Here is an 18,354-nt window from a genome sequence, read left to right as displayed (position 1 = left end):
AAACTATGCGCAATAGATTGCACACACACCTCGGCAGACAAGGGCCCCACATGCAGCTGACCATCCAGATCCACCATCGGGGGCAGTGGCACGATGCGGCCCTGCTGGAGATCCCGACCCCGGAACGCGGCACGGCCGGTCCCGCCCGGCTGGGCTACCTGCAGGAGCACGCCCTGGCCTGGATGTCCCGCGACGACGAGCACGCCTGCAGCCTGACCCTGCCGGTCGAGCTGATGATGCGCCATCACGGCGAGCGCTGGTTCGGCTTCCTGGAGGACATCATGCCGGCCGGGGCGAGCCGGCGTTACTGGATCGACCACCTCGGCATCCAGGACCTGACGCCCGGCGAGCAGGACAGCGAGCTGCTGCACCGGGGCACCATCGCCCCGGTCGGCAACCTGCGCATCCGCGAGGCCGTGCCGCCCCGCCCCCCGGGCGGCACGCTGGAGACGCTGCGCTTCCCGCTGGGGGACGTCATCGAGCGGCATACCGACTTCCTGGAGTACGCCCAACAGATGGGCGCCGCCAGCGGCGGGGCCACCGGTGCCGGCGGCGAGGCGCCCAAGCTGCTGGTGCGGCGCACGCCGGACGACCAGGTCTGGATCGACACCTGGCAGGACGACCCGACGACCCTAGACCCACACTTCCTGGTCAAGTTTCCCCGTGGCCAGCGCGGGGCCGACGACTGCGACATCCTGCGCGCCGAGTACCACTACTACCGGGAGCTTGCCGATCTTGGCATCGACAGCGTGCCGCTCGAGGGCCTGGCGCTGACCGAGGGCGAGCGCTATCCCTCGCTGTGGCTGCCGCGCTTCGACGTGGCGGCGCGCGACGGCCGGCTCTGCCGCTTCGGCCTGGAGTCCGTCTATGCGCTGCTCGGCGTGGCCCCGGGCACGCACCTGCGCCATGGGGCGGTCGTCGAGCGGCTGGTCACCCTGCTCGAGGCGCAGTATCGGGTCCGGGAGCTGGACGAGCCCTTCGACCGGGAAGCCTTCGTGATCGAGTGGGTGAAGCGCGACCTGCTGAACGTGGCCTTCGGCAACTCGGACAACCATGGGCGCAACGCCGCCCTGCTCAAGCGTCCGGAGGGCATCTGGCACGCCCCGGTCTACGACTTCGCCCCCATGAAGGCCGACCCCGAGGGCGTCACGCGCACGACCCAGTGGGGCGCGCCGCTCGAGCAGGGCGGCGAGTACGACTGGCCCGCCATCGCCCGCTCGCTGGGCGCGCTGGTCCCGCCGGATCGCCTGATGGCGGAACTGGAGGCCCTCGCCGGCCGCCTGAAGGGCCTGGACCAGCGCCTGGCCGCACGCGGCGTGCCCGAGAGGATCCTCGGCCGTCCCGCGGTGGGGCTTGGCCATCTCGATCAACGACTCCAGCGCTGGGGGCTGATCTCATGAAACGCGACGCCATGACCCCGGAGGCCCGGGAGGCCGCCCTGCTGGAGCAGCTGCGCCGGCTGCTGCGCGGGGAACAAAGCGAGGGCCAGGTGCTGCGCCACCTGCGCCGGGAAGTGCTGGGCATGTCCCAGGGCGACTATGCGGCCCTGGTGGGCATCAGCCGCCGCACCCTCTCCGACATCGAGCGCGACGCCGGCAACGCCTCCATGGCCAGCATGGACCGCGTCTTTCGCCCCCTGGGGCTGCGGGTCGGCCTGCTGCCGCGCCAGCCCGCCCTGCTGGCAAGGCTGGTCGAGGACGACGCCACCCGAGGGCCGCGATCCGGCTAGCGGAGGCTGCGCTCGATGATCTGCAGGGTCCGGTCGTCGAGGCCGAGGGCCTCGAGGGGATCGGCCACGCCGACGTGCTCGAGCCAGCGCAGCTGCAGGCGATAGGCCTCCCCCTCCAGGCGGCCCCGCGAGCGTGCCTCGGCGCCGGCCGGGGGAACGCCGGGACGGGCGCCGTCGGACCGAGCCTCCTCTGACGCCTCATCATGAGGCTCGGCCTCCCGGAAGCGGACCCGATGCACCTGGAAGTGGTGGACGAGCTCGTGGAGCAGATAGCTCTGGTCGAGCCGGGTCGCGAGATCCAGGGCGGCATCCAGATAGATGCGGGCCTCGCGAGGGTCGTAGGCGCCCTTGATACGAACGCCGAGGGGCTCCCGGAAGTCGGGGAAGCAGCGCTGCTGCAGCGCGGGCTGGCGCTCGAACCCCACCCCGGGCAGCTCGGGAGCCGGATCATCGCTCTGTTCTGCGAGCCAGGCGCTCTGCTCACGCAGCAGCTGGCCGAGGGCCTGGGCCGAGACGCCGCCGGCCGGCACGCCCGCCGCGGCCATCGGCACCACCAGCGCCAGCAGCGCCAGCAGCAGCAGGAGTGTCTGCACGCGCCCTTCCCAAAGCCTTGGAAGGCGTGCCGACCGGACCGCCGGGCGCGTCACCGAGACGCGGGAGCAACGAGTGAGGGAGATCGACATGGCCTGGCTCCCGGCGGGAGGGGGATAGGCCGCGGCGTGCTCGGCGTTTCGCGGCCGCCACCTGGCCAGTCTAGCCGCCGGGGGCCACCATCGCCCGCCACGGGCATGGCCAGACGGCGCTCTGGGCGTCATCCTGTCGGGACGACGACATACACCCAACGACGCACGAGGAGCGAGGATGTCGGCACGCGACGAGGCGCGGATCAGCTTTCGGGACGCCGACGAGGCGGGACGCTGGCACGCCGTCAACGACGGCGTGATGGGCGGCGTCTCCCAGGGCCGCCTGCAGGCCGAGGGGGACCTCGGAGTCTTCACGGGACGGCTGTCCCTCGAGCATGGCGGCGGCTTCGCCTCGATACGTCGGGCGCCGGTCGACGAGGCACGGGAACAGACACCGGGCGGGCCTCGCAGCGCCTCCCTGGAACGGGCCCTGGGCCAGGCCCGCGGGGTGCGCCTGCGGGTGCGCGGTGACGGCCGCCCCTACCAGCTGCGCCTGCGCAGCGAGCGACTCGTCGAGGGCGCGGCCTATCGCGCCCGGTTCGCCACCACGGGAGAGTGGCAGACCATCGACCTCCCCTGGGACGCGTTCGAGGCGGTGTTTCGCGGCCGGCGGCTGGAAGATGCCCCGCCGCTCGCGCCGGACGCGATCCGCCAGCTCGGCTTCCTGATCGCCGATCGCCGCGAGGGGCCGTTTCGCCTGGAGATCGCGACCCTCGAGGCGCTGCCATGAGTTCGCAGCGCACGCCGCGACCCACCCTCACGCTGGTCTACGACGGCGAGTGCCCGCTGTGCCGGCAATTCGTGCGCCTGCAGCGGCTGCGTCGCGACGTCGGCGACCTGGCGCTGATCGATGCCCGCCAGGAGAGCGACGCCCGACGCGAGCTCTCCGAGCAGGGCATCGACCTGGACGAGGGGGTCGCGCTGCGCATCGGCGAGCACTGGGTGCACGGCAGCGAGGCCCTGCATCGCCTGGCGCTGATGAGCACCGGCAGCGGCCTCTTCAACCGCCTGATGGCGAGGCTCTTCGCCTCACCGGAGCGCACCGCCCGCCTCTATCCCTGGCTGCGCCGCGGCCGCGCCCTCCTGCTGCGCCTGCTGGGGCGCGAGTCCATCAACAACCTGCGACGCCGGTGAACCGGCGGCGTCACCGGGGCAGGCCCTACCAGGGGAGCGTATCGCCGTTGCTGTGCCAGAAGCCGCCGCTGGTCTCGAGCGTCAGCGCCGCGATGCGCGCCGCGATGCCCTCGGCGGCCTCCTCCGGGCTGATCAGGCCACCGAAATTGACCATGCGCGTCTGCACGTAGCCCGGATGGAGCTGGGCCACGGCGATGCCGCGCGGCGCCAGGTCCACCGCCAGCGACTTGCCGAAGGCGTTCAGCGCCGCCTTGGAGGCCCGGTAGCCGTAGCGCCCACCGGAGTCGTTGTCGGCGATCGAGCCCATGCGGCTGGTGATGTTGGCGATCTTGGCCCCGTCGCCGAGCCGGGGCAGCAGGGCCTCGGTGACCCGCAGCGGGGCGTAGGCGTTGACCTCCATCTGCGCGCGGATGGCCTCGAAGTCGAGCTCGCCCAGCGCCTCGTCGTGGAGCATGCCGGCGTTGTTGATCAGAAGGTCGAGCGGCTGCTCCCCGAGCACCTCGGCGAGGCGCGCGACATCCGCCTCGCGGGTCACGTCGATGCCGTCGATGATCCGGTCGGCCACCTCGGCGAGTTCCTCGGAGCCGGCGCGGCAGACGCCGATCACCTGCCAGCCCGCCCGGTGGTAGTGGCGCGCCAGCGCCAAGCCGACGCCGCGATTGGCGCCGGTGATCAGTACGGTGGTAGCCATGTGGTCTCCTTCATTGGCCGTTCGTCCGGTTAGCGGCCGTCCGCGTCGGGGACGGCTGGAGCGTGTCGCGCTGCCCTTTAGGTGCGGGACCCCGCCGCGATTTCAAGGGGCGATTTCAAGGGGCACTGTCTGGCCTACACTGGTGGCCAACGGCCCCGCTGGCGGCGCGGCCCCGTTGCGAGGAGTCGGCATGGAACCCAATCATCGCTTCAACGTGATCTACGTGCTGATCGCCGTGATGCTCTTCCTGACCTTCCAGAACGTCTACCGCAACTGGCAGACCACCGATCCCATCCCCTACTCGGAATTCACCCGGCTGCTGGAGGAGGGCCGCATCGCCGACGTGCAGATCGGCGACGATCGCCTCACCGGCACCTTCACCTCGCCCCAGCCCGACGGCCGGACCGCCTTCACCACCAACCGGGTCGACCCCGGCCTGGCCGAGCGGCTGGCCCAGTACGACATCACCTTCGACGGCCGCCCGGCGAGCCCCTTCCTGACCGTGCTGCTGTCGTGGTTCTTTCCACTGGTGCTGCTCTTCGTCATCTGGTCCTTCCTGATCCGCCGCATGACCGGTGGCGGCGGGATCGGCGGCATGATGTCGATCGGCAAGTCCAAGGCCAAGGTCTACGTGGAGACCTCGACCAAGGTGACCTTCGAGGATGTCGCCGGGGTGGACGAGGCCAAGCACGAGCTGCAGGAGGTGGTGGCCTTCCTGCGCGATCCACAGCGCTACGGCCGGCTCGGCGCGCATATCCCCAAGGGCATCCTGCTGGTCGGCCCGCCCGGCACCGGCAAGACGCTGCTGGCCCGGGCCGTGGCCGGCGAGGCCGGCGTGCCCTTCTTCTCGATCTCCGGGTCGGAGTTCGTCGAGATGTTCGTCGGCGTCGGCGCCGCCCGGGTGCGCGACCTCTTCGAGCAGGCCGCCAAGGCCAAGCCCTGCATCATCTTCATCGACGAGCTGGACGCCCTGGGCCGGGCCCGCATCCCGGGCGCCATGGGCGGCCAGGACGAGAAGGAGCAGACGCTCAACCAGCTGCTCTCGGAACTCGATGGCTTCGACCCCTCCACCGGGATCGTGCTGCTGGCCGCCACCAACCGGCCGGAGATCCTCGATCCCGCCCTGCTGCGCGCCGGCCGCTTCGACCGCCAGGTGCTGGTGGATCGCCCCGAGCGCCACGGGCGGCTGCAGATCCTGCGGGTGCACATCGGCAAGATCCACGCCCTGGCCCCGGACGTCGACCTCGACCATATCGCCTCGCTGACCCCGGGCTTCACCGGCGCCGACCTCGCCAACCTGGTCAACGAGGCGGCGCTGCTGGCCACCCGCCGCGACAGCGAGATGGTGGCCATGGCGGACTTCACCGACGCCATCGAGCGCATCGTCGCCGGCCTCGAGAAGAAGAGCCGGCTGCTCAATGCCCACGAGCGCGCGGTGGTCGCCCACCACGAGATGGGCCATGCCCTGGTGGCCGCCTCCCTGCCGGGCATGGACCCGGTGCACAAGGTCTCGATCATCCCGCGCGGCGTCGGCGCGCTGGGCTACACCATCCAGCGTCCCACCGAGGATCGCTTCCTGCAGAGCGAGAGCGACCTGAAGTATCGCATGGCGGTGCTGATGGGCGGCCGTGCGGCCGAGGAGCTGATCTTCGCGGAGGTCTCCACCGGCGCCGCCGACGACCTGGCCAAGGCCAGCGAGATCGCCCGGGACATGGCGAGTCGCTTCGGCATGGCCGACGGGACCGGCCAGGTGGTCTACCAGCGGGAGCGCCAGGCCTTCCTGGGCGAGCAGAGTGTCCTCGGTCAGCCCCGCGACTACGCCGAGGCCACCGCCCGGGAGATCGACCTGGCGGTGCGCCAGCTGGTCGACGAGGCCTACGCCCTGGCCCGGGAGACGCTCACCGCGCGGCGCGACGACCTCGAGGCCGGCGCCGCCCTGCTGCTCGAGCGCGAGACACTGACCGCCGCGGAATACCCGCCGATGGCGCCCTCGCCCCCCGAGGCGACCTCCTAGCAGGCGGAGCCTCATGCGGGGGCACGGCGACCGCTCGTGGGGCGCCACCGCCGGCCTTTGGCAAGCCTTAAGACATCCTTAAGAAAGTGCCGCGATACTCCGCCCGCCTGCGCCGGACGCCGACGGCGCGAGCGGGCGCGTTTCCGGTTGCGAGCTGACTATTCGCACCCTATCATTCGCGCTCTCTGCTCACCCTCTCCCCCGGGAACCTCCACTCCGATGTCGATGCTACCCCGACCGCACCACAGGCTCCGGCACCCTGCCCGACTGCCTGGTCTTCTCGTGCTCGTGTTCTTGGCCCTGCTGGCCGCCCCGCTGGCCCAGGCTTCCGCCGGCCCTCTCGCGCTCACCCACTCGCTCTCCGGCTTCACCGCCGTGACGCTGTTCCTGCTCGCCTACGTGCTGGTGATGGCCGAGGAGCAGCTGCACATGCGCAAGTCCAAGCCGGTGCTGATCGCCGCCGGCCTGATCTGGACGCTGATCGGCTGGGTCTACGTGCAGGCGGGCCTGCCCGACGCCGCCGAGGAGGCCTTCCGGGAGACGCTTCTGGAGTACAGCGAGCTGCTGCTCTTCCTGCTGGTGGCGATGACCTACATCAACGCCATGGAGGAGCGCCGCGTCTTCGACGCGCTGCGCGCCTGGATGGTGCGGCGGGGCTTCAGCTACCGCTCGCTGTTCTGGATCACCGGCGTGCTGGCCTTCGCCATCTCGGCCATCGCCAACAACCTGACCACGGCGATGCTGATGTGTGCCGTGGTGCTCAAGGTCGCCGAGGGCGACAAGCGCTTCATCGGCCTGTGCTGCGTCAACATCGTCATCGCCTCCAACGCCGGCGGCACCTTCAGCCCCTTCGGCGACATCACCACCCTGATGGTCTGGCAGGCCGGCATGGTGAAGTTCGACCAGTTCTTCGCCCTGCTGGTGCCGGCGCTGGTCAATTACCTGCTGCCGGCGGTGATCATGAGCCTGTTCATCAAGAACCGGAAGCCCGACGCCCTGGAGGAGAACGTCTGGCTCAAGCGGGGTGCCCGCCGCATCATCGCCCTGTTCCTGTTCACCGTGGCCAACGCCGTGGCCTGCCATACCCTGCTCAACCTGCCGCCGGTGCTCGGCATGATGACCGGCCTCGGCCTGCTGCAGTTCTTCGGGTACTACCTGCGGCGCAGCCTGCCGATGTCGCTGGAGCGCAAGCGCACCCGCTACGCCCAGCGCGGCGACTGGAAGAAGCTCGAGCAGCTCGGCAGCGTGGTGCCCTTCGACGTCTTCACGCGGATCGCCCGCTCCGAGTGGGACACCCTGCTGTTCTTCTACGGTGTAGTGATGTGCGTCGGCGGCCTCGGCTTCATGGGCTACCTGGCGCTGCTCTCCGAGACGCTCTACACCGGCTGGGACCCGGTCTGGGCCAACATCGTGCTGGGCGTGGTCTCGGCCGTGGTCGACAACATCCCGGTGATGTTCGCCGTGCTCTCGATGGAGCCGGCCATGTCGCTCGGCAACTGGCTGCTGATCACCCTCACCGCCGGCGTCGGCGGCAGCCTGCTCTCGGTAGGCTCCGCCGCCGGAGTGGCGCTGATGGGCCAGGCGCGGGGCAACTACACCTTCGCCACCCACCTGCGCTGGGCACCGGTCATCGCCCTGGGCTACGCGGCGAGCATCGCCGTGCACCTCTGGATGAACGCCGAGGGCTTCCTGCCCCTCGGCTGAGCCAGCCGCGCTGGGCGCGAGGAGGCCTTAAGAAACCGGTAAGGAAGCCGTGAAACGCTGATGCCATCAGGGGCCGCGACGGCGGCCCCGCCTGGCCATCACGACACGGAGCCTCCCATGACGACCCTCTCCCCCTCCCCGATCCAGCCGGTCGCGCTCAACGCCCGGCCGACCATCGTGACCCCCGAGTCGCTGATCCTCGATGCGACGAGCCCGGCCATGATGGTGCTCACCGACTTCGCGCGCACCGCCCCCCAGACGATCCAGGCCGATCGACCCGTCGACGAGGCCCACCAGAAGATGATCAGCGGCGGTGTCCGCCTGCTGCTGGTGGTCGACGAACGGGGACGCTGCAGCGGCGTGCTGCCCGCCCGCGAGGTGATCGGCGGTCGCCTGATCACGCTGGCCATGCAGCAGCACGGCATCGACCGGGGCGACGTCACTGTCGGCATGATCCAGACCCCGCTGCACAAGACCCCGACGCTCACCCTGGAGACGCTGGCCGAGCTGAGCCTCGAGGATCTGGTGCAGTCGCTGAAGCGCTTCGGTGATCAGCACCTGCTGGTCACCGAACACGCCCCGCGCCACAGAGAGCGCATCCGCGGGGTGATCTCGGCGGCCGACATCGCCCGCGTGCTGGGCTATCGCCCGGGCGGGCTGGCCGAGGCGAGAAGCTTCGCCGACATCTGCAAGGTGGTGCTCGGCCGTGAGCTGTGACGCCGGGCGCGCATGATCTCGACTGGCCCGTTCTGGTCGGAAGGGGCCAGCCGGATCGCCACCTTACGGCCGCCTGCCGGCACGAGGACCAGGGGGCGTCGCGTCAGGCGGGGAGCGAGCCGGGCGCACCCAGGGGGAGATCCCCGAGATCGGACAGGTCATCGAGGATCACGGTGCCTTCATACCCTCGCACGTCGCGCAGAAGCTCGGCGCCGACGACCCGGCCGCGGATCCGTTCCGCCTCGAGGGTGTCGCCCACCCGTGGCATCTGATCCGCTTCCAGGCAGTGCAGCAGGTAGCTGCCCGGGGTGTAGCTGACGACGAGAAGTTGCATGGGAGGGCCCTCCCTCGGTGAGACTTCGGAGTGAGTCTTGACCATGGCGAGAGGCCTGTCACTGAAGAAACGCTGTGCGCAAATGGCGTCGATCCAAGCCATTGATCGTGCAGGCCTGGCCAGACGTGTCGCCGATCGCTTGCCAGGAGATCGCGGCACGCAGGCGATAGAACGCGGCGGTGACGCGGGCCAGGGGGCGAGCGGGAACTCGGCTATGCTGGGGGGATGTCCCGCGGCCAAGGAGGCACCGTGCGCATTACCCACCTGGCGGCCTACACCGGCGAGCTTCACTACGACGGCAGCGCCTATGCCTTCGCCGGCGGACGCACCTACCGGCGGTTCACCAGCACCGTGGTGGTGCTCACCACCGACCAGGGCCTGACCGGCGTCGGCGAGGTGTGCCCCTGCGGCCCGAGCTACATGCCCGCCTTCGCCGGCGGCCTGCCCGCCTGCCTGGAGGAACTCGCCCCTCACGTGATCGGCGAGGATCCCTGCCACGTCTCGCGCCTCGCCGGGATCATGGACCGGGCGCTCAACGGCCATGCCTACGCCAAGGCCGCCATCGATCTCGCCTGCTGGGACCTGCTGGGCCAGGCGGCGGGGCTGCCCGTTCACGTGCTGCTGGGCGGGCGACTCGTGGAGGCGATGCCGCTGCATCGCATCGTGCCGCTGGCCGAGCCGGAGGCCATGGCACGCTCGATGGAGACCTACCGCGCGGCGGGCTTTCGCCACTTCCAGATCAAGCTGGGCCACGCGGTGGAGGACGATATCGCGATGCTGCGCACGCTTGCCGAGGGCCGCAAGCCGGGCGAGGTGTGGGTGGGGGACGTCAATGGGGCCTGGCGCCGCGACCAGGCGGCGCGCTTCTCCCGCTCGCTTGCCGATCTGGACCTGATCCTGGAGCAGCCCTGCGCCAGCTACGAGGAGTGCCTGTCGTTTCGACGGCGCTCGCACCACCCCGTCAAGCTCGACGAGAGCCTGACCAGCCTCGCGGACGTCCAGCGGGCACTGCGCGACGATGCCATGGACGCCATGGCGCTGAAGGTCAGCAAGTTCGGTGGCCTCACGCCCTCCCGGGTCATCCGCGACCTCTGCGTCGCCGCCGGCATCCCGATGACCATCGAGGACGCCTGGGGCAGCGGCATCGCCACCGCCGCCTATGCCCAGCTGGCGGCCAGCACCCCCGCCCACTGCCTGCTCAATACCACCGACCTGCACCGCTACAACACCACCCAGCTTGCCCAGGGCGCCCCGGCGGTGACGGACGGCACCATGAGCGTGAACGACCGGCCGGGCCTCGGCGTCACGCCGGATTTCGACCGGCTCACGGGCCCGATCCTCGCCCACGGCTGAGCCGCGCCCGCGGTTGTCGTCAGCCGCGCGCCGGCGCCTCCTCGCCGTGTTCGTCAGCGCGACCGAACCGTTCGCGCAGCCGCTCGAGGTAGCTCAGCAGCACCGGGATCACGGCCAGCACCAGCAGGGTCGAGAAGGCGAGGCCGAAGGCGATGGAGACGGCCATGGGGATCAGGAACTGCGCCTGCAGCGAGGTCTCGAAGAGCAGCGGCAGAAGCCCGCCGATGGTGGTCAGCGAGGTGAGCAGCACGGCGCGCACCCGCTGCACCACCGCCTCGTTGAGGGCGGCGTCGATGGCGAGCCCCTTGTGGCGCTGATGGCGGTAGAAGGCCACCAGGATGATGGCGTTGTTGACCACGATGCCCGAGAGCCCGAAGAGCCCGAACAGCGACAGCATGGTCAGGTTGAGGCCCAGCGCCCAGTGGCCCAGCAGCGCCCCGACCAGCGCCAGCGGGATGATCGTCATGACGATCAGCGGCAGGCTCCAGGAGGCGAAGACCCAGGCCAGCACCACGTACATCAGCCCCAGGCCGATCAGCAGACCGGTGCGCATGTCGGCGAAGGTCTCGCGCTGGTCGGCGGCGCGTCCCTCGAAGCTGTAGCGGAGCCGGTGGGTGCTGGCGAGCATCGGCAGCACCTCCTCGGAGAGGGCGTCCAGCACCCGCTCGGCGTTGGTGATCTCGCCGTCGAGCTCGGCGGTCACCTCCACCGCCAGGCGGCCGTCGGCATGGCGCAGCGCCTCGAAGCCCTGGCGATGGTCGAGCACCATGACCTGGTCCAGCGGCACGAAGCGCCCCTGTGGGGTGCGCACCGTCAGGCGCGACAGCGTCGAGAGTCGCTCGCGCTGCTCCCGGGGCAGCATCACCCGCACCTCGATCTCGTCGGCGCCGTCCTGGTAGATCTGCACCAGGCGGCCGTCGAAGGCCGCCCGGAGCTGTCGGCCCAGCTCGAGGGTGGTCAGCCCCAGGGCCTCGCCGTGGGGGCTCACCCGGTAGAGGAGCTGCTCGCGCCCCCAGGGCATGTCGTCCTCGGTATCCAGCACACCGGGCAGCTCGCGCAGCGAGCGGGAGAGCGATTCCGCGGCGGCCTTGAGGTCCTCCGCCGACTCGCCGGTCAGGCGGATGTTGACGTCCTTGCCGGGCGGGCCCGCCGCGCGCTCGTTGATGGTCAGGTTCTCCAGGCCCGCCGGCTCGTCCATCCGCGCGCGCCAGGCGCGGATGAACTCGGCGTTGCGCACGTCGCGATCGTCCGAAGGGGTGAGCTCTATCATCATCGAGCCGACGTTGTCGCCGTTGCGTCCCTGCTCGCCGCTCGAGATGGTGGCCCCATGGCGCGTCACGGCGTGCTGGACGAGCCCGCCGCCGAGCGCCGCCTCGGTCTCGTCCAGGGCGGCCTGCATCTGCTCCAGCAGCGTATCGACGGTGCCGCGATCGGTGCCGGCCACGAAGCTGGCGTTGGCATAGAGGATGTTGGGCTCGGGCGTCGGGAAGAAGTTGAACTCCAGGCGCCCCCCGACCAACAGGCCGACGGTGAAGAGCACCACCGCGAGCGCCGAGGCGAGCGTGGCGCCGCGGTGGCGCAGGGTCAGCGCCGAGAAGCGCCGGAAGGGCCCCTCGCGAAAGCGCTCGAAGGCCGTCTCGAAGCGTTCCCGAGGCCGCGACAGCAGGTGGCGCCGCGGCGTCTTGCCCGGCACGAAGGCGTTGCGCAGGTGGGCCGGCAGCACCACGAAGCACTCCAGCAGCGAGGCGATGAGCACGCAGATCATCACCACCGGGATATCGCCGAGGATGTTGCCGATCACCCCGCCCACCAGCAGCAGCGGCATGAAGGCGGCCACCGTGGTCAGCGACGAGGCGATGACCGGCCACAGCATGCGCCGAGCGGCTCCCTCGGAGGCGTGGCGGGCGGCCTCGCCGCCGCGAAAGTGGGCGTCGGCGTCCTCGCCGACCACGATGGCGTCGTCGACGATCACCCCCAGCGCCATGATCAGCGCGAACAGCGAGATCATGTTGATCGACCCGCCGATCACCCAGAACACCGCCATGGCCGCCAGGAAGGCGGTGGGAATGCCGATGGCCACCCACAGCGCCACCCGGGCGGGCAGGAAGAAGTAGAGCAGCAGCAGCACCAGCGCGAGCCCGCCCAGGCCGTTGCTGATCAGCAGCCAAATGCGCTCGGCGATCAGCTGCCAGGTCTCGTCGTGCACCTCGAGCTCCACCGAGGGCGGCAGCTGGGGGCGGGTCTCGTCGAGCCAGCGATTGAGCACCTCGGCAGCGGCCAGCGAGTTGCCGTTCTCGCTTCGCTGCAGCATCAGCTCCACCGCCGGTTGGCCGTCGCGACTCAGGGTCACCGAGGGCTCGCGGGCCTCCTGGCGGATGGTGGCGATGTCGCCCAGGCGCAGCTGCACCCGTTCGCCGCTGAGCACCGGCAGGTCGGCGAAGGCCAGGGCGTCGCGGCGCTGCTCCACGGCGCGCAGCTCGCGGGTGCTGTCCTGCTGGCCGAGCAGCCCCGCCGGCAGGTCTCGGGACATCGCCTCGATGCGCTCGGCGATCTCGCCGAGGCCGAGCTGCAGCCCCTGCAGCCGCTCGGCCGGGACCTCGATGCTGATCTGCTGGTCGGGCAGGCCGCTGATCTCCACCCGGTCGATGCCCGCCTGGAGCAACTGGTCCTCGAAGCGGTTGGCCAGGTGGCGAAGCTCCCGGGGCGTGACCTCGCCGTGCACCAGCAGCCGGGCCACCGGCTCGTAGCGCGCCGCCCGGGCGACCTGGGGCTCCTCGGCGTCCACCGGCAGATTGGTGAACTCGTCGACCTGCTGGCGGACGTCGTCCAGCGCCAGGATGGGATCGGTGCCCTCGTGGAACTCCAGGGTGATGCTCGAGACGCCCTGGGCCGAGGTGGAGGTCATGCGCTTCAGGCCATCGATGCTGCGCAGGCGCTGCTCGAAGGGGATGGTGATGCCCTGCTCGATGTCCTCCGCCGAGGCGCCGCTCCACACCGTGCGCACGCTGACCACGTCCAGGGCGAAGGTGGGGAAGAACTGGATGTTCATGCGCGAGATGCCGAGCGCCCCGCCGAGCAGCATCACCAGCATCACCAGGTTGGCGGCGACCCGGTGGTGGACGAAGAAGCCGATCAGGCCGCGCCGACGGCTCACGAGGACGCCTCCGGGTCGCCTTCGCGCGCCTCGTCGACGCCTTCCGGCGGCTCATTGGCGCTCTCGACCAAAAGCCCCTGCATGGCGTTGGGCAGGTGGGTGACGATCACCCGGTCGCCGTCGACCAGCGCCTCGCCGCTGACCAGCGCCCAGCGCTCGCTGTCGCGGATCACATCGCCGTGGAGGGTTACGGCCAGGCGCTGCATGCGGTTCGCCTCGTCCATCCGGTAGAGGGCGTCGTTGCCGTAGAGGGCGCTGTAGGGTACCGCCAGGCTCTCCGGCACCCGCGGGCGCTCGAGGGACACGGCCGCGAGGCTGCCGGGACGCAGCCGCTCGCCCCCCGCCACGAGGCGCAGGATCGCCTCGGTGCCGGCGGGGTCGCCCTCGCCGGCGAGCCCCTCCAGCGCGAAGCGAGCGCCCTGCCCGTCGCTGGCCACCAGGCGCTGCCCCCGGGACAGCGCCTCGAGGAGCTCGTCCTGATGGCGCCGGGGGATGCGCGCGCGAAGCTCCAGCCCCCGCACCGGATAGACGCTGAGCAGCTCGCTCTGCGCCGCGACCCGATCGCCCGGGGCGACCCGGATGCGCGTGACGATGCCGTCGAAGGGCGCCTCGACCCGGCTGCGCGCGGCATCGCGACGCGCCGCGGCCAGGGCGGCCCGGGCCCGGGCCAGCCCCGCCTCCAGCGACTGCAGGCGCGCCGGATGCTCGGCGATCGCCCGCTCCCGGGCCGCCACCGTCACCCGGGCGCGGGCCAGCTCGTTGCGCGCCGTGTCGAGATCCGACTGGGAGGCCAGGTTGCGGTCCCGGAGCGAGCGGGTGCGCTCCAGCTGGCGACGGGCGTTGTCGACCAGCTCGCGCTCGCGGGCCAGCGCCTCGCGGTCGCTTGCGTGGCGCACCCGCTCGTTCTCCACCTGGGCCTCGCGATCCGCCACCTCGGCCTCGGCCTGCCGCAGGGGCGGCAGCACGTCGGCGTCGTCCATCGCCACCAGCCGCTCGCCCTCGGCGACGCGCTGCCCCTCGCGGACCGGCCGCTCGGCGATGCGTCCGGCCAGGGGCGCGGTGACGGTGAGCAGGTCGGGGGCGACGATCTCGCCGTAGAGCGGCAGCACCGGGGCCTGGGGCGCCAGCGTCGCGGCGAGGGTCTCGACCCGCCAGCGACGCTCCTCGGGGGTCACGCTGGGGCTCTCCGGCCGGGTCGCGCGCAGCCACAGGAAGGCCGCCACGCCGAGGGCCAGGATCAACAGGGGGAGCAGGCGTCTGAGCATCGGGCAGGGTTCCACCGGGCATATCAACAGCCCACAATATACAGTCATCGACCGGGGATTGTCGGCGACGAGGCGACACTCGACCGCAGTCCGCCACGCCGGCGGCGCGCCCCGCCCGGCCCCGGATCGGGTATCATCGGCCCCCATTCGCCTCGCGGAGTCGCCATGCAAGCCGCCCTTCCCCTGCCGCTCTCCACCCCCAACCGCAACCTGGTGCGGCTGACGATCGTGCGCGGCATCACCTGGACCGGCTTTCTCGCCGCCATCATCATCGGCATCGAGCTGCTGGGCTTCTCGCTGCAGGTGCCCGCGGTGATCGCGGTGATCGTCACCATGGGGGGGATCAACATCGCCACCTGGTGGCGGCTGGGGCGACCCCGGGCGGTGACCCACCAGGAGTACCTCGGCCACCTGATGATCGACGTGACGGGGCTGACGCTGCTCTTCTACTTCACCGGCGGCGCCCACAACCCCTTCATCAACTACTACCTGGTGCCGGTGACCATCGCCGCGGCCACCCTGCCCTGGCGCCACGCCTGGCTGATCGCCGCGGCCTCCATGGCCGCCTACACCTTCCTGATGGTGGTCTACCAGCCGCTGCCGCAGCTCGCCCAAGGCGACGGCACCTCCACTGTCGGCCTGCACAAGCTGGGCATGTGGATGAACTTCGGGCTCTCGGCGGGGCTCGTCACCTTCTTCATCTTCAAGATGGCCCATGCCCTGCGCAGCCGGGACCAGGCGCTGTCGCGCACCCGCGAGGCGGCGCTGCGCAACGAGCAGGTGCTGGCGGTGGCCACCCAGGCGGCGGGCACCGCCCATGAGCTCGGCACGCCGCTCTCCACCATGGCGGTGCTGCTCGCCGAGATGCGCGAGGAGGCCCGGGACGACCCCGAGCTGACCCGGGACCTGGAGCTGCTGCGCCAGCAGGTCGACACCTGCAAGTCGCGGCTGCGCCACCTGGTGCAGAGCGCCGATCGGCGGCGCATGGCCGAACCCGAGGTCTGCGACGCCCAGGCGTGGCTGGCCGGCGTGGTGCAGCGCTGGCTGGTGCTGCGTCCCGACGTCAGCCACCGCCTGGAGGTCGCCGAGCGCCGCGACCCGCCCCGGCTGGCGGTGGACGCCACCCTCGACCAGGCGCTGACCAACCTGCTCAACAACGCCGCCGACGCCAACCCCGACGACATCGTCATCCGCCTGGAGTGGAACGGCGACGAGGTGATCATCGACATCCGCGACCACGGGCCGGGCGTGGCGATGTCCATCGCCGACCAGCTGGGCGAGACCTTCGTCTCCACCAAGAGCAAGGGGCTCGGCATCGGCCTCTTCCTGACCCACGCCACCATCAACCGCTTCGGCGGCGGCGTGAGCCTGTACAATCACCCCGACGGCGGCACCCTCACCGAGGTGATCCTGCCGCGCAGCCAGACGACGACCTGACGGCTCCGGGATTTCCCCGACCCTGCGAGGACGACATGCAAGAGACCGCCGAACGCCTGCTGATCATCGACGACGACGAGATGTTCTGCCATGTGCTCGACCGGGCGCTGACGCGCCGCGGCTTCGAGGTGATGGTGGCCCACGACGCCGCCCAGGCGCTCTCCCTGGCGCGGCGTCACCAGCCCCAGCTGGCCACCCTGGACCTCAAGCTGGAGAACGAGTCGGGGCTCAAGCTGCTGCCCGAGCTGCTGGAGCTGGTGCCCGCGTGCCGGGTGATCGTGCTGACGGGCTACTCGAGCATCGCCACCGCGGTGGAGGCGATCAAGCTCGGCGCGGTGAACTACCTCTGCAAGCCGGCCGATGCCGACGAGGTGCTCGCCGCCCTGTCACGGGAGGAGGGCGACCCGGAACGGGAGGTGGCCGAGCACCCCCCGTCGATCAACCGCATCACCTGGGAGCACATCCAGAAGGTGCTCCAGGAGCACGACGGCAACATCTCCGCCACGGCCAGGGCGCTGGGCATGCACCGCCGCACCCTGCAGCGCAAGCTGCAGAAGCGCCCGGTCAGGCGCTGAGGCGGCCAGGGGGCTCGGCCGCTCCCGACGAACGAACAACCCCGAGGTCATGGCCTCGGGGCTGGCTTGTGACTCGGCGCTTGCCGCTCGCCGCCGTTACTGGGCGGTCCAGCCCAGGTCGATGTTCCAGCTCGCCCCGGTGACGGCGCCGGCCTGATCCGAGGCCAGGTAGGCGACCAGGGACGCCACCTCGCTGGGCTCGATCAGCCGTTTCACGGCGGCGTTCTTGAGCATGATGTTCTCGATCACCTCCTGCTCCTCCATGCCGTGCATCCGCGCCTGGTCGGCGATCTGGTTGTCGACCAGCGGCGTCTTGACGTAGGCCGGGCAGATGGCGTTGGCGGTGATGCCCTGGCCACCGCCCTCCAGTGCCGCGGTCTTGGTCAGGCCGATCATGCCGTGCTTTGCGCTGATGTAGGCGGCCTTGCCCGGCGAGGCCACCTGGGCGTGCACCGAGGCGATGTTGATGACGCGGCCCCAGCCGCTCTCGCGCATGCTCGGCCACACCGCCTGGGTCAGCAGGAAGGGGGCGGTCAGCATCAGGTCGATGATCTGGCGCCACTTCGCCTCGGGGAACGTCTCGATGGGCGAGACGTGCTGGATGCCCGCGTTGTTGACCAGGATGTCCACGCGACCGAAGCGCTTGATCGCCTCCGCGGCCGCCGCCCGGCAGGCCTCGCCGTCGGTCAGGTCGGCCTGGAAGAAGGCCGCGCCGGCCCGCTCGGCGACCTCCCGACCGGCGGGATTGAAGTCCACGGCCAGCACCTGATGACCCAGCTCGCAGAAGTGGCGAACCACGGCCTCGCCGATGCCGCTGCTGGTGCCGGTGACCAGGGCGACGCGGGGGGTGGAAGCGTTGGCGGTCATGCGTGACTCCTCTTGATCGGATCGTCCGGGAACGTCGGGGCGATCCCGACGGCGCCCCGGGCCCGCTGATGGTGGTGTTGTGGTTGTCGTCGCGCGCATGGGGGTGGCGCTGCGCCCCCAGCATAAGGCTAATGACGCAGTGCGTCATCCATCAGGGCGCGGGCTCGGCGGGCGTCATGACCCGCTCCATCAGCTGCTGCGCCAGCCGGCTGGCCGCCTGGCGGGAGTCGAGGTCGGAGAGGTCCGTGAGCAGCGCACAGCGCCAGCAGCCTTCGGGTACGAGCGAGTCATCGTTCTCGGCGTGGCCCTCCTCGTCGCCCTCCCCCACCGGCTCCCAGGCGAAGGGGTAGCGCCCCGAGGGCAGGTCCAGGGTCAGGCGCGGCGCATCGGCCGGCTCGCCGGGCGGCGCGGCCTCGTCGTCGTCGACCACCAGCACCAGCGACAGCGAGACGGGCGTGACCAGGGCGCCGAGCAGGCCGTGGCGACCGTCGGGGAGCGGATGGGGCTGGAAGCAGAGCGCATCCACGGCGAGACGCGGATTGAAGTGGGGCTCGGCCTTGGCGGCCTTCAGGTAACGGCGGGTCCAGGCCTCGGCCAGGCGTCCCAGCCGCGCGTACTGCGCGGCACTCAATGCCTGCATGGTGTCCTCCGGTTCGGCGAGGCCGCCAGTATAGTCGCCGCGCCAGGCGTCTCCCAC

General features: G+C 71.0%; 17 protein-coding genes. 10 read left to right on the top strand and 7 right to left on the bottom strand.

The features are described 5' to 3' along the window. The first annotated feature begins 50 nt into the window (after positions 1 to 50). Entirely contained in the window at positions 51 to 1,400 is a 1,350-nt protein-coding gene (locus C9F13_RS00220) for a type II toxin-antitoxin system HipA family toxin (RefSeq protein ID WP_108444239.1), read from the top strand. Further along, entirely contained in the window at positions 1,397 to 1,729 is a 333-nt protein-coding gene (locus tag C9F13_RS00215; RefSeq protein ID WP_108444238.1) for a helix-turn-helix transcriptional regulator, read from the top strand. Before C9F13_RS00220 ends, C9F13_RS00215 begins: the two co-directional genes overlap by 4 nt. Here C9F13_RS00215 and C9F13_RS00210 read toward each other — a convergent pair. Beyond that, entirely contained in the window at positions 1,726 to 2,322 is a 597-nt protein-coding gene (locus C9F13_RS00210; RefSeq protein WP_108444237.1) for a hypothetical protein, read from the bottom strand. The two genes, C9F13_RS00215 and C9F13_RS00210, sit on opposite strands and share 4 nt — an antisense overlap. Positions 2,323 to 2,590: 268 nt before the next feature. Between C9F13_RS00210 and C9F13_RS00205 the strand changes: the two genes are divergently transcribed. Next, the gene (locus C9F13_RS00205; protein ID WP_108444236.1) at positions 2,591 to 3,142 is read left to right on the top strand and encodes a CIA30 family protein; all 552 of its coding nucleotides are present in this window, start codon (positions 2,591 to 2,593) and stop codon (positions 3,140 to 3,142) included. Next, a complete protein-coding gene (locus tag C9F13_RS00200) occupies positions 3,139 to 3,546 on the top strand; it encodes a DCC1-like thiol-disulfide oxidoreductase family protein (protein WP_108444235.1) in 408 nt (135 codons plus the stop codon). The genes C9F13_RS00205 and C9F13_RS00200 overlap by 4 nt, the downstream gene beginning before the upstream one ends. Positions 3,547 to 3,571: 25 nt before the next feature. Here the strand turns inward: C9F13_RS00200 and C9F13_RS00195 are convergent, their stop codons facing one another. Further along, complete coding sequence (locus tag C9F13_RS00195) at positions 3,572 to 4,237, bottom strand: SDR family oxidoreductase (protein ID WP_108444234.1); 666 nt, start codon at positions 4,235 to 4,237, stop codon at positions 3,572 to 3,574. A 190-nt stretch (positions 4,238 to 4,427) separates the two neighbouring features. On the opposite strand from C9F13_RS00195, the gene ftsH reads away from it, so the two are divergent. The 3 genes from ftsH to C9F13_RS00180 all read left to right on the top strand — a co-directional run bounded on the left by ftsH (position 4,428) and on the right by C9F13_RS00180 (position 8,672). Further along, positions 4,428 to 6,251: an ATP-dependent zinc metalloprotease FtsH gene (gene ftsH / locus C9F13_RS00190; RefSeq protein ID WP_108444233.1), complete on the top strand. Its 1,824-nt coding sequence runs from the start codon at positions 4,428 to 4,430 to the stop codon at positions 6,249 to 6,251. 225 nt (positions 6,252 to 6,476) lie between these two features. Continuing rightward, entirely contained in the window at positions 6,477 to 7,955 is a 1,479-nt protein-coding gene (gene nhaD, locus C9F13_RS00185; protein WP_108445293.1) for a sodium:proton antiporter NhaD, read from the top strand. 117 nt (positions 7,956 to 8,072) lie between these two features. Continuing rightward, a complete protein-coding gene (locus tag C9F13_RS00180) occupies positions 8,073 to 8,672 on the top strand; it encodes a CBS domain-containing protein (protein ID WP_157955125.1) in 600 nt (199 codons plus the stop codon). Between the two features lie 103 nt (positions 8,673 to 8,775). On the opposite strand, the gene C9F13_RS00175 is transcribed toward C9F13_RS00180, so the two are convergent. Further along, positions 8,776 to 9,006, bottom strand: coding sequence for a hypothetical protein (locus C9F13_RS00175; protein ID WP_108444231.1), 231 nt, complete (start codon positions 9,004 to 9,006; stop codon positions 8,776 to 8,778). A gap of 249 nt (positions 9,007 to 9,255) precedes the next feature. Here C9F13_RS00175 and C9F13_RS00170 point away from each other — a divergent pair, with 249 nt between their 5' ends. Beyond that, on the top strand, positions 9,256 to 10,359 hold the full coding sequence (locus tag C9F13_RS00170; RefSeq protein ID WP_108444230.1) for a mandelate racemase/muconate lactonizing enzyme family protein: 1,104 nt from the start codon (positions 9,256 to 9,258) through the stop codon (positions 10,357 to 10,359). 19 nt (positions 10,360 to 10,378) lie between these two features. On the opposite strand, the gene C9F13_RS00165 is transcribed toward C9F13_RS00170, so the two are convergent. Both C9F13_RS00165 and C9F13_RS00160 read right to left on the bottom strand, forming a co-directional pair. After that, positions 10,379 to 13,513 (bottom strand): efflux RND transporter permease subunit, encoded by a 3,135-nt coding sequence (locus tag C9F13_RS00165; RefSeq protein ID WP_108444229.1) that lies wholly within the window; start codon positions 13,511 to 13,513, stop codon positions 10,379 to 10,381. After that, a complete protein-coding gene (locus tag C9F13_RS00160; RefSeq protein ID WP_108444228.1) occupies positions 13,510 to 14,778 on the bottom strand; it encodes an efflux RND transporter periplasmic adaptor subunit in 1,269 nt (422 codons plus the stop codon). Before C9F13_RS00160 ends, C9F13_RS00165 begins: the two co-directional genes overlap by 4 nt. 165 nt (positions 14,779 to 14,943) lie before the next feature. On the opposite strand from C9F13_RS00160, the gene C9F13_RS00155 reads away from it, so the two are divergent. Further along, the gene (locus C9F13_RS00155) at positions 14,944 to 16,215 is read left to right on the top strand and encodes an ATP-binding protein (protein WP_108444227.1); all 1,272 of its coding nucleotides are present in this window, start codon (positions 14,944 to 14,946) and stop codon (positions 16,213 to 16,215) included. 35 nt (positions 16,216 to 16,250) lie between these two features. Continuing rightward, positions 16,251 to 16,790 carry a response regulator transcription factor gene (locus C9F13_RS00150; protein ID WP_108444226.1) on the top strand — a complete coding sequence of 180 codons (540 nt, stop codon included), beginning with the start codon at positions 16,251 to 16,253 and terminating at the stop codon, positions 16,788 to 16,790. A 96-nt stretch (positions 16,791 to 16,886) separates the two neighbouring features. Here C9F13_RS00150 and C9F13_RS00145 read toward each other — a convergent pair whose 3' ends face one another. Both C9F13_RS00145 and hybE read right to left on the bottom strand, forming a co-directional pair. Then, positions 16,887 to 17,657 carry a 3-hydroxybutyrate dehydrogenase gene (locus C9F13_RS00145; protein WP_108444225.1) on the bottom strand — a complete coding sequence of 257 codons (771 nt, stop codon included), beginning with the start codon at positions 17,655 to 17,657 and terminating at the stop codon, positions 16,887 to 16,889. A 151-nt stretch (positions 17,658 to 17,808) separates the two neighbouring features. Continuing rightward, the gene (hybE, locus tag C9F13_RS00140) at positions 17,809 to 18,297 is read right to left on the bottom strand and encodes a [NiFe]-hydrogenase assembly chaperone HybE (protein ID WP_157955124.1); all 489 of its coding nucleotides are present in this window, start codon (positions 18,295 to 18,297) and stop codon (positions 17,809 to 17,811) included. Positions 18,298 to 18,354 lie beyond the last annotated feature (57 nt).

This window comes from Halomonas denitrificans (genome assembly GCF_003056305.1).
GTDB classification, from domain to species: Bacteria; Pseudomonadota; Gammaproteobacteria; order Pseudomonadales; family Halomonadaceae; genus Halomonas; species Halomonas denitrificans.
This window is presented reverse-complemented; position numbering and strand designations above follow the sequence as displayed.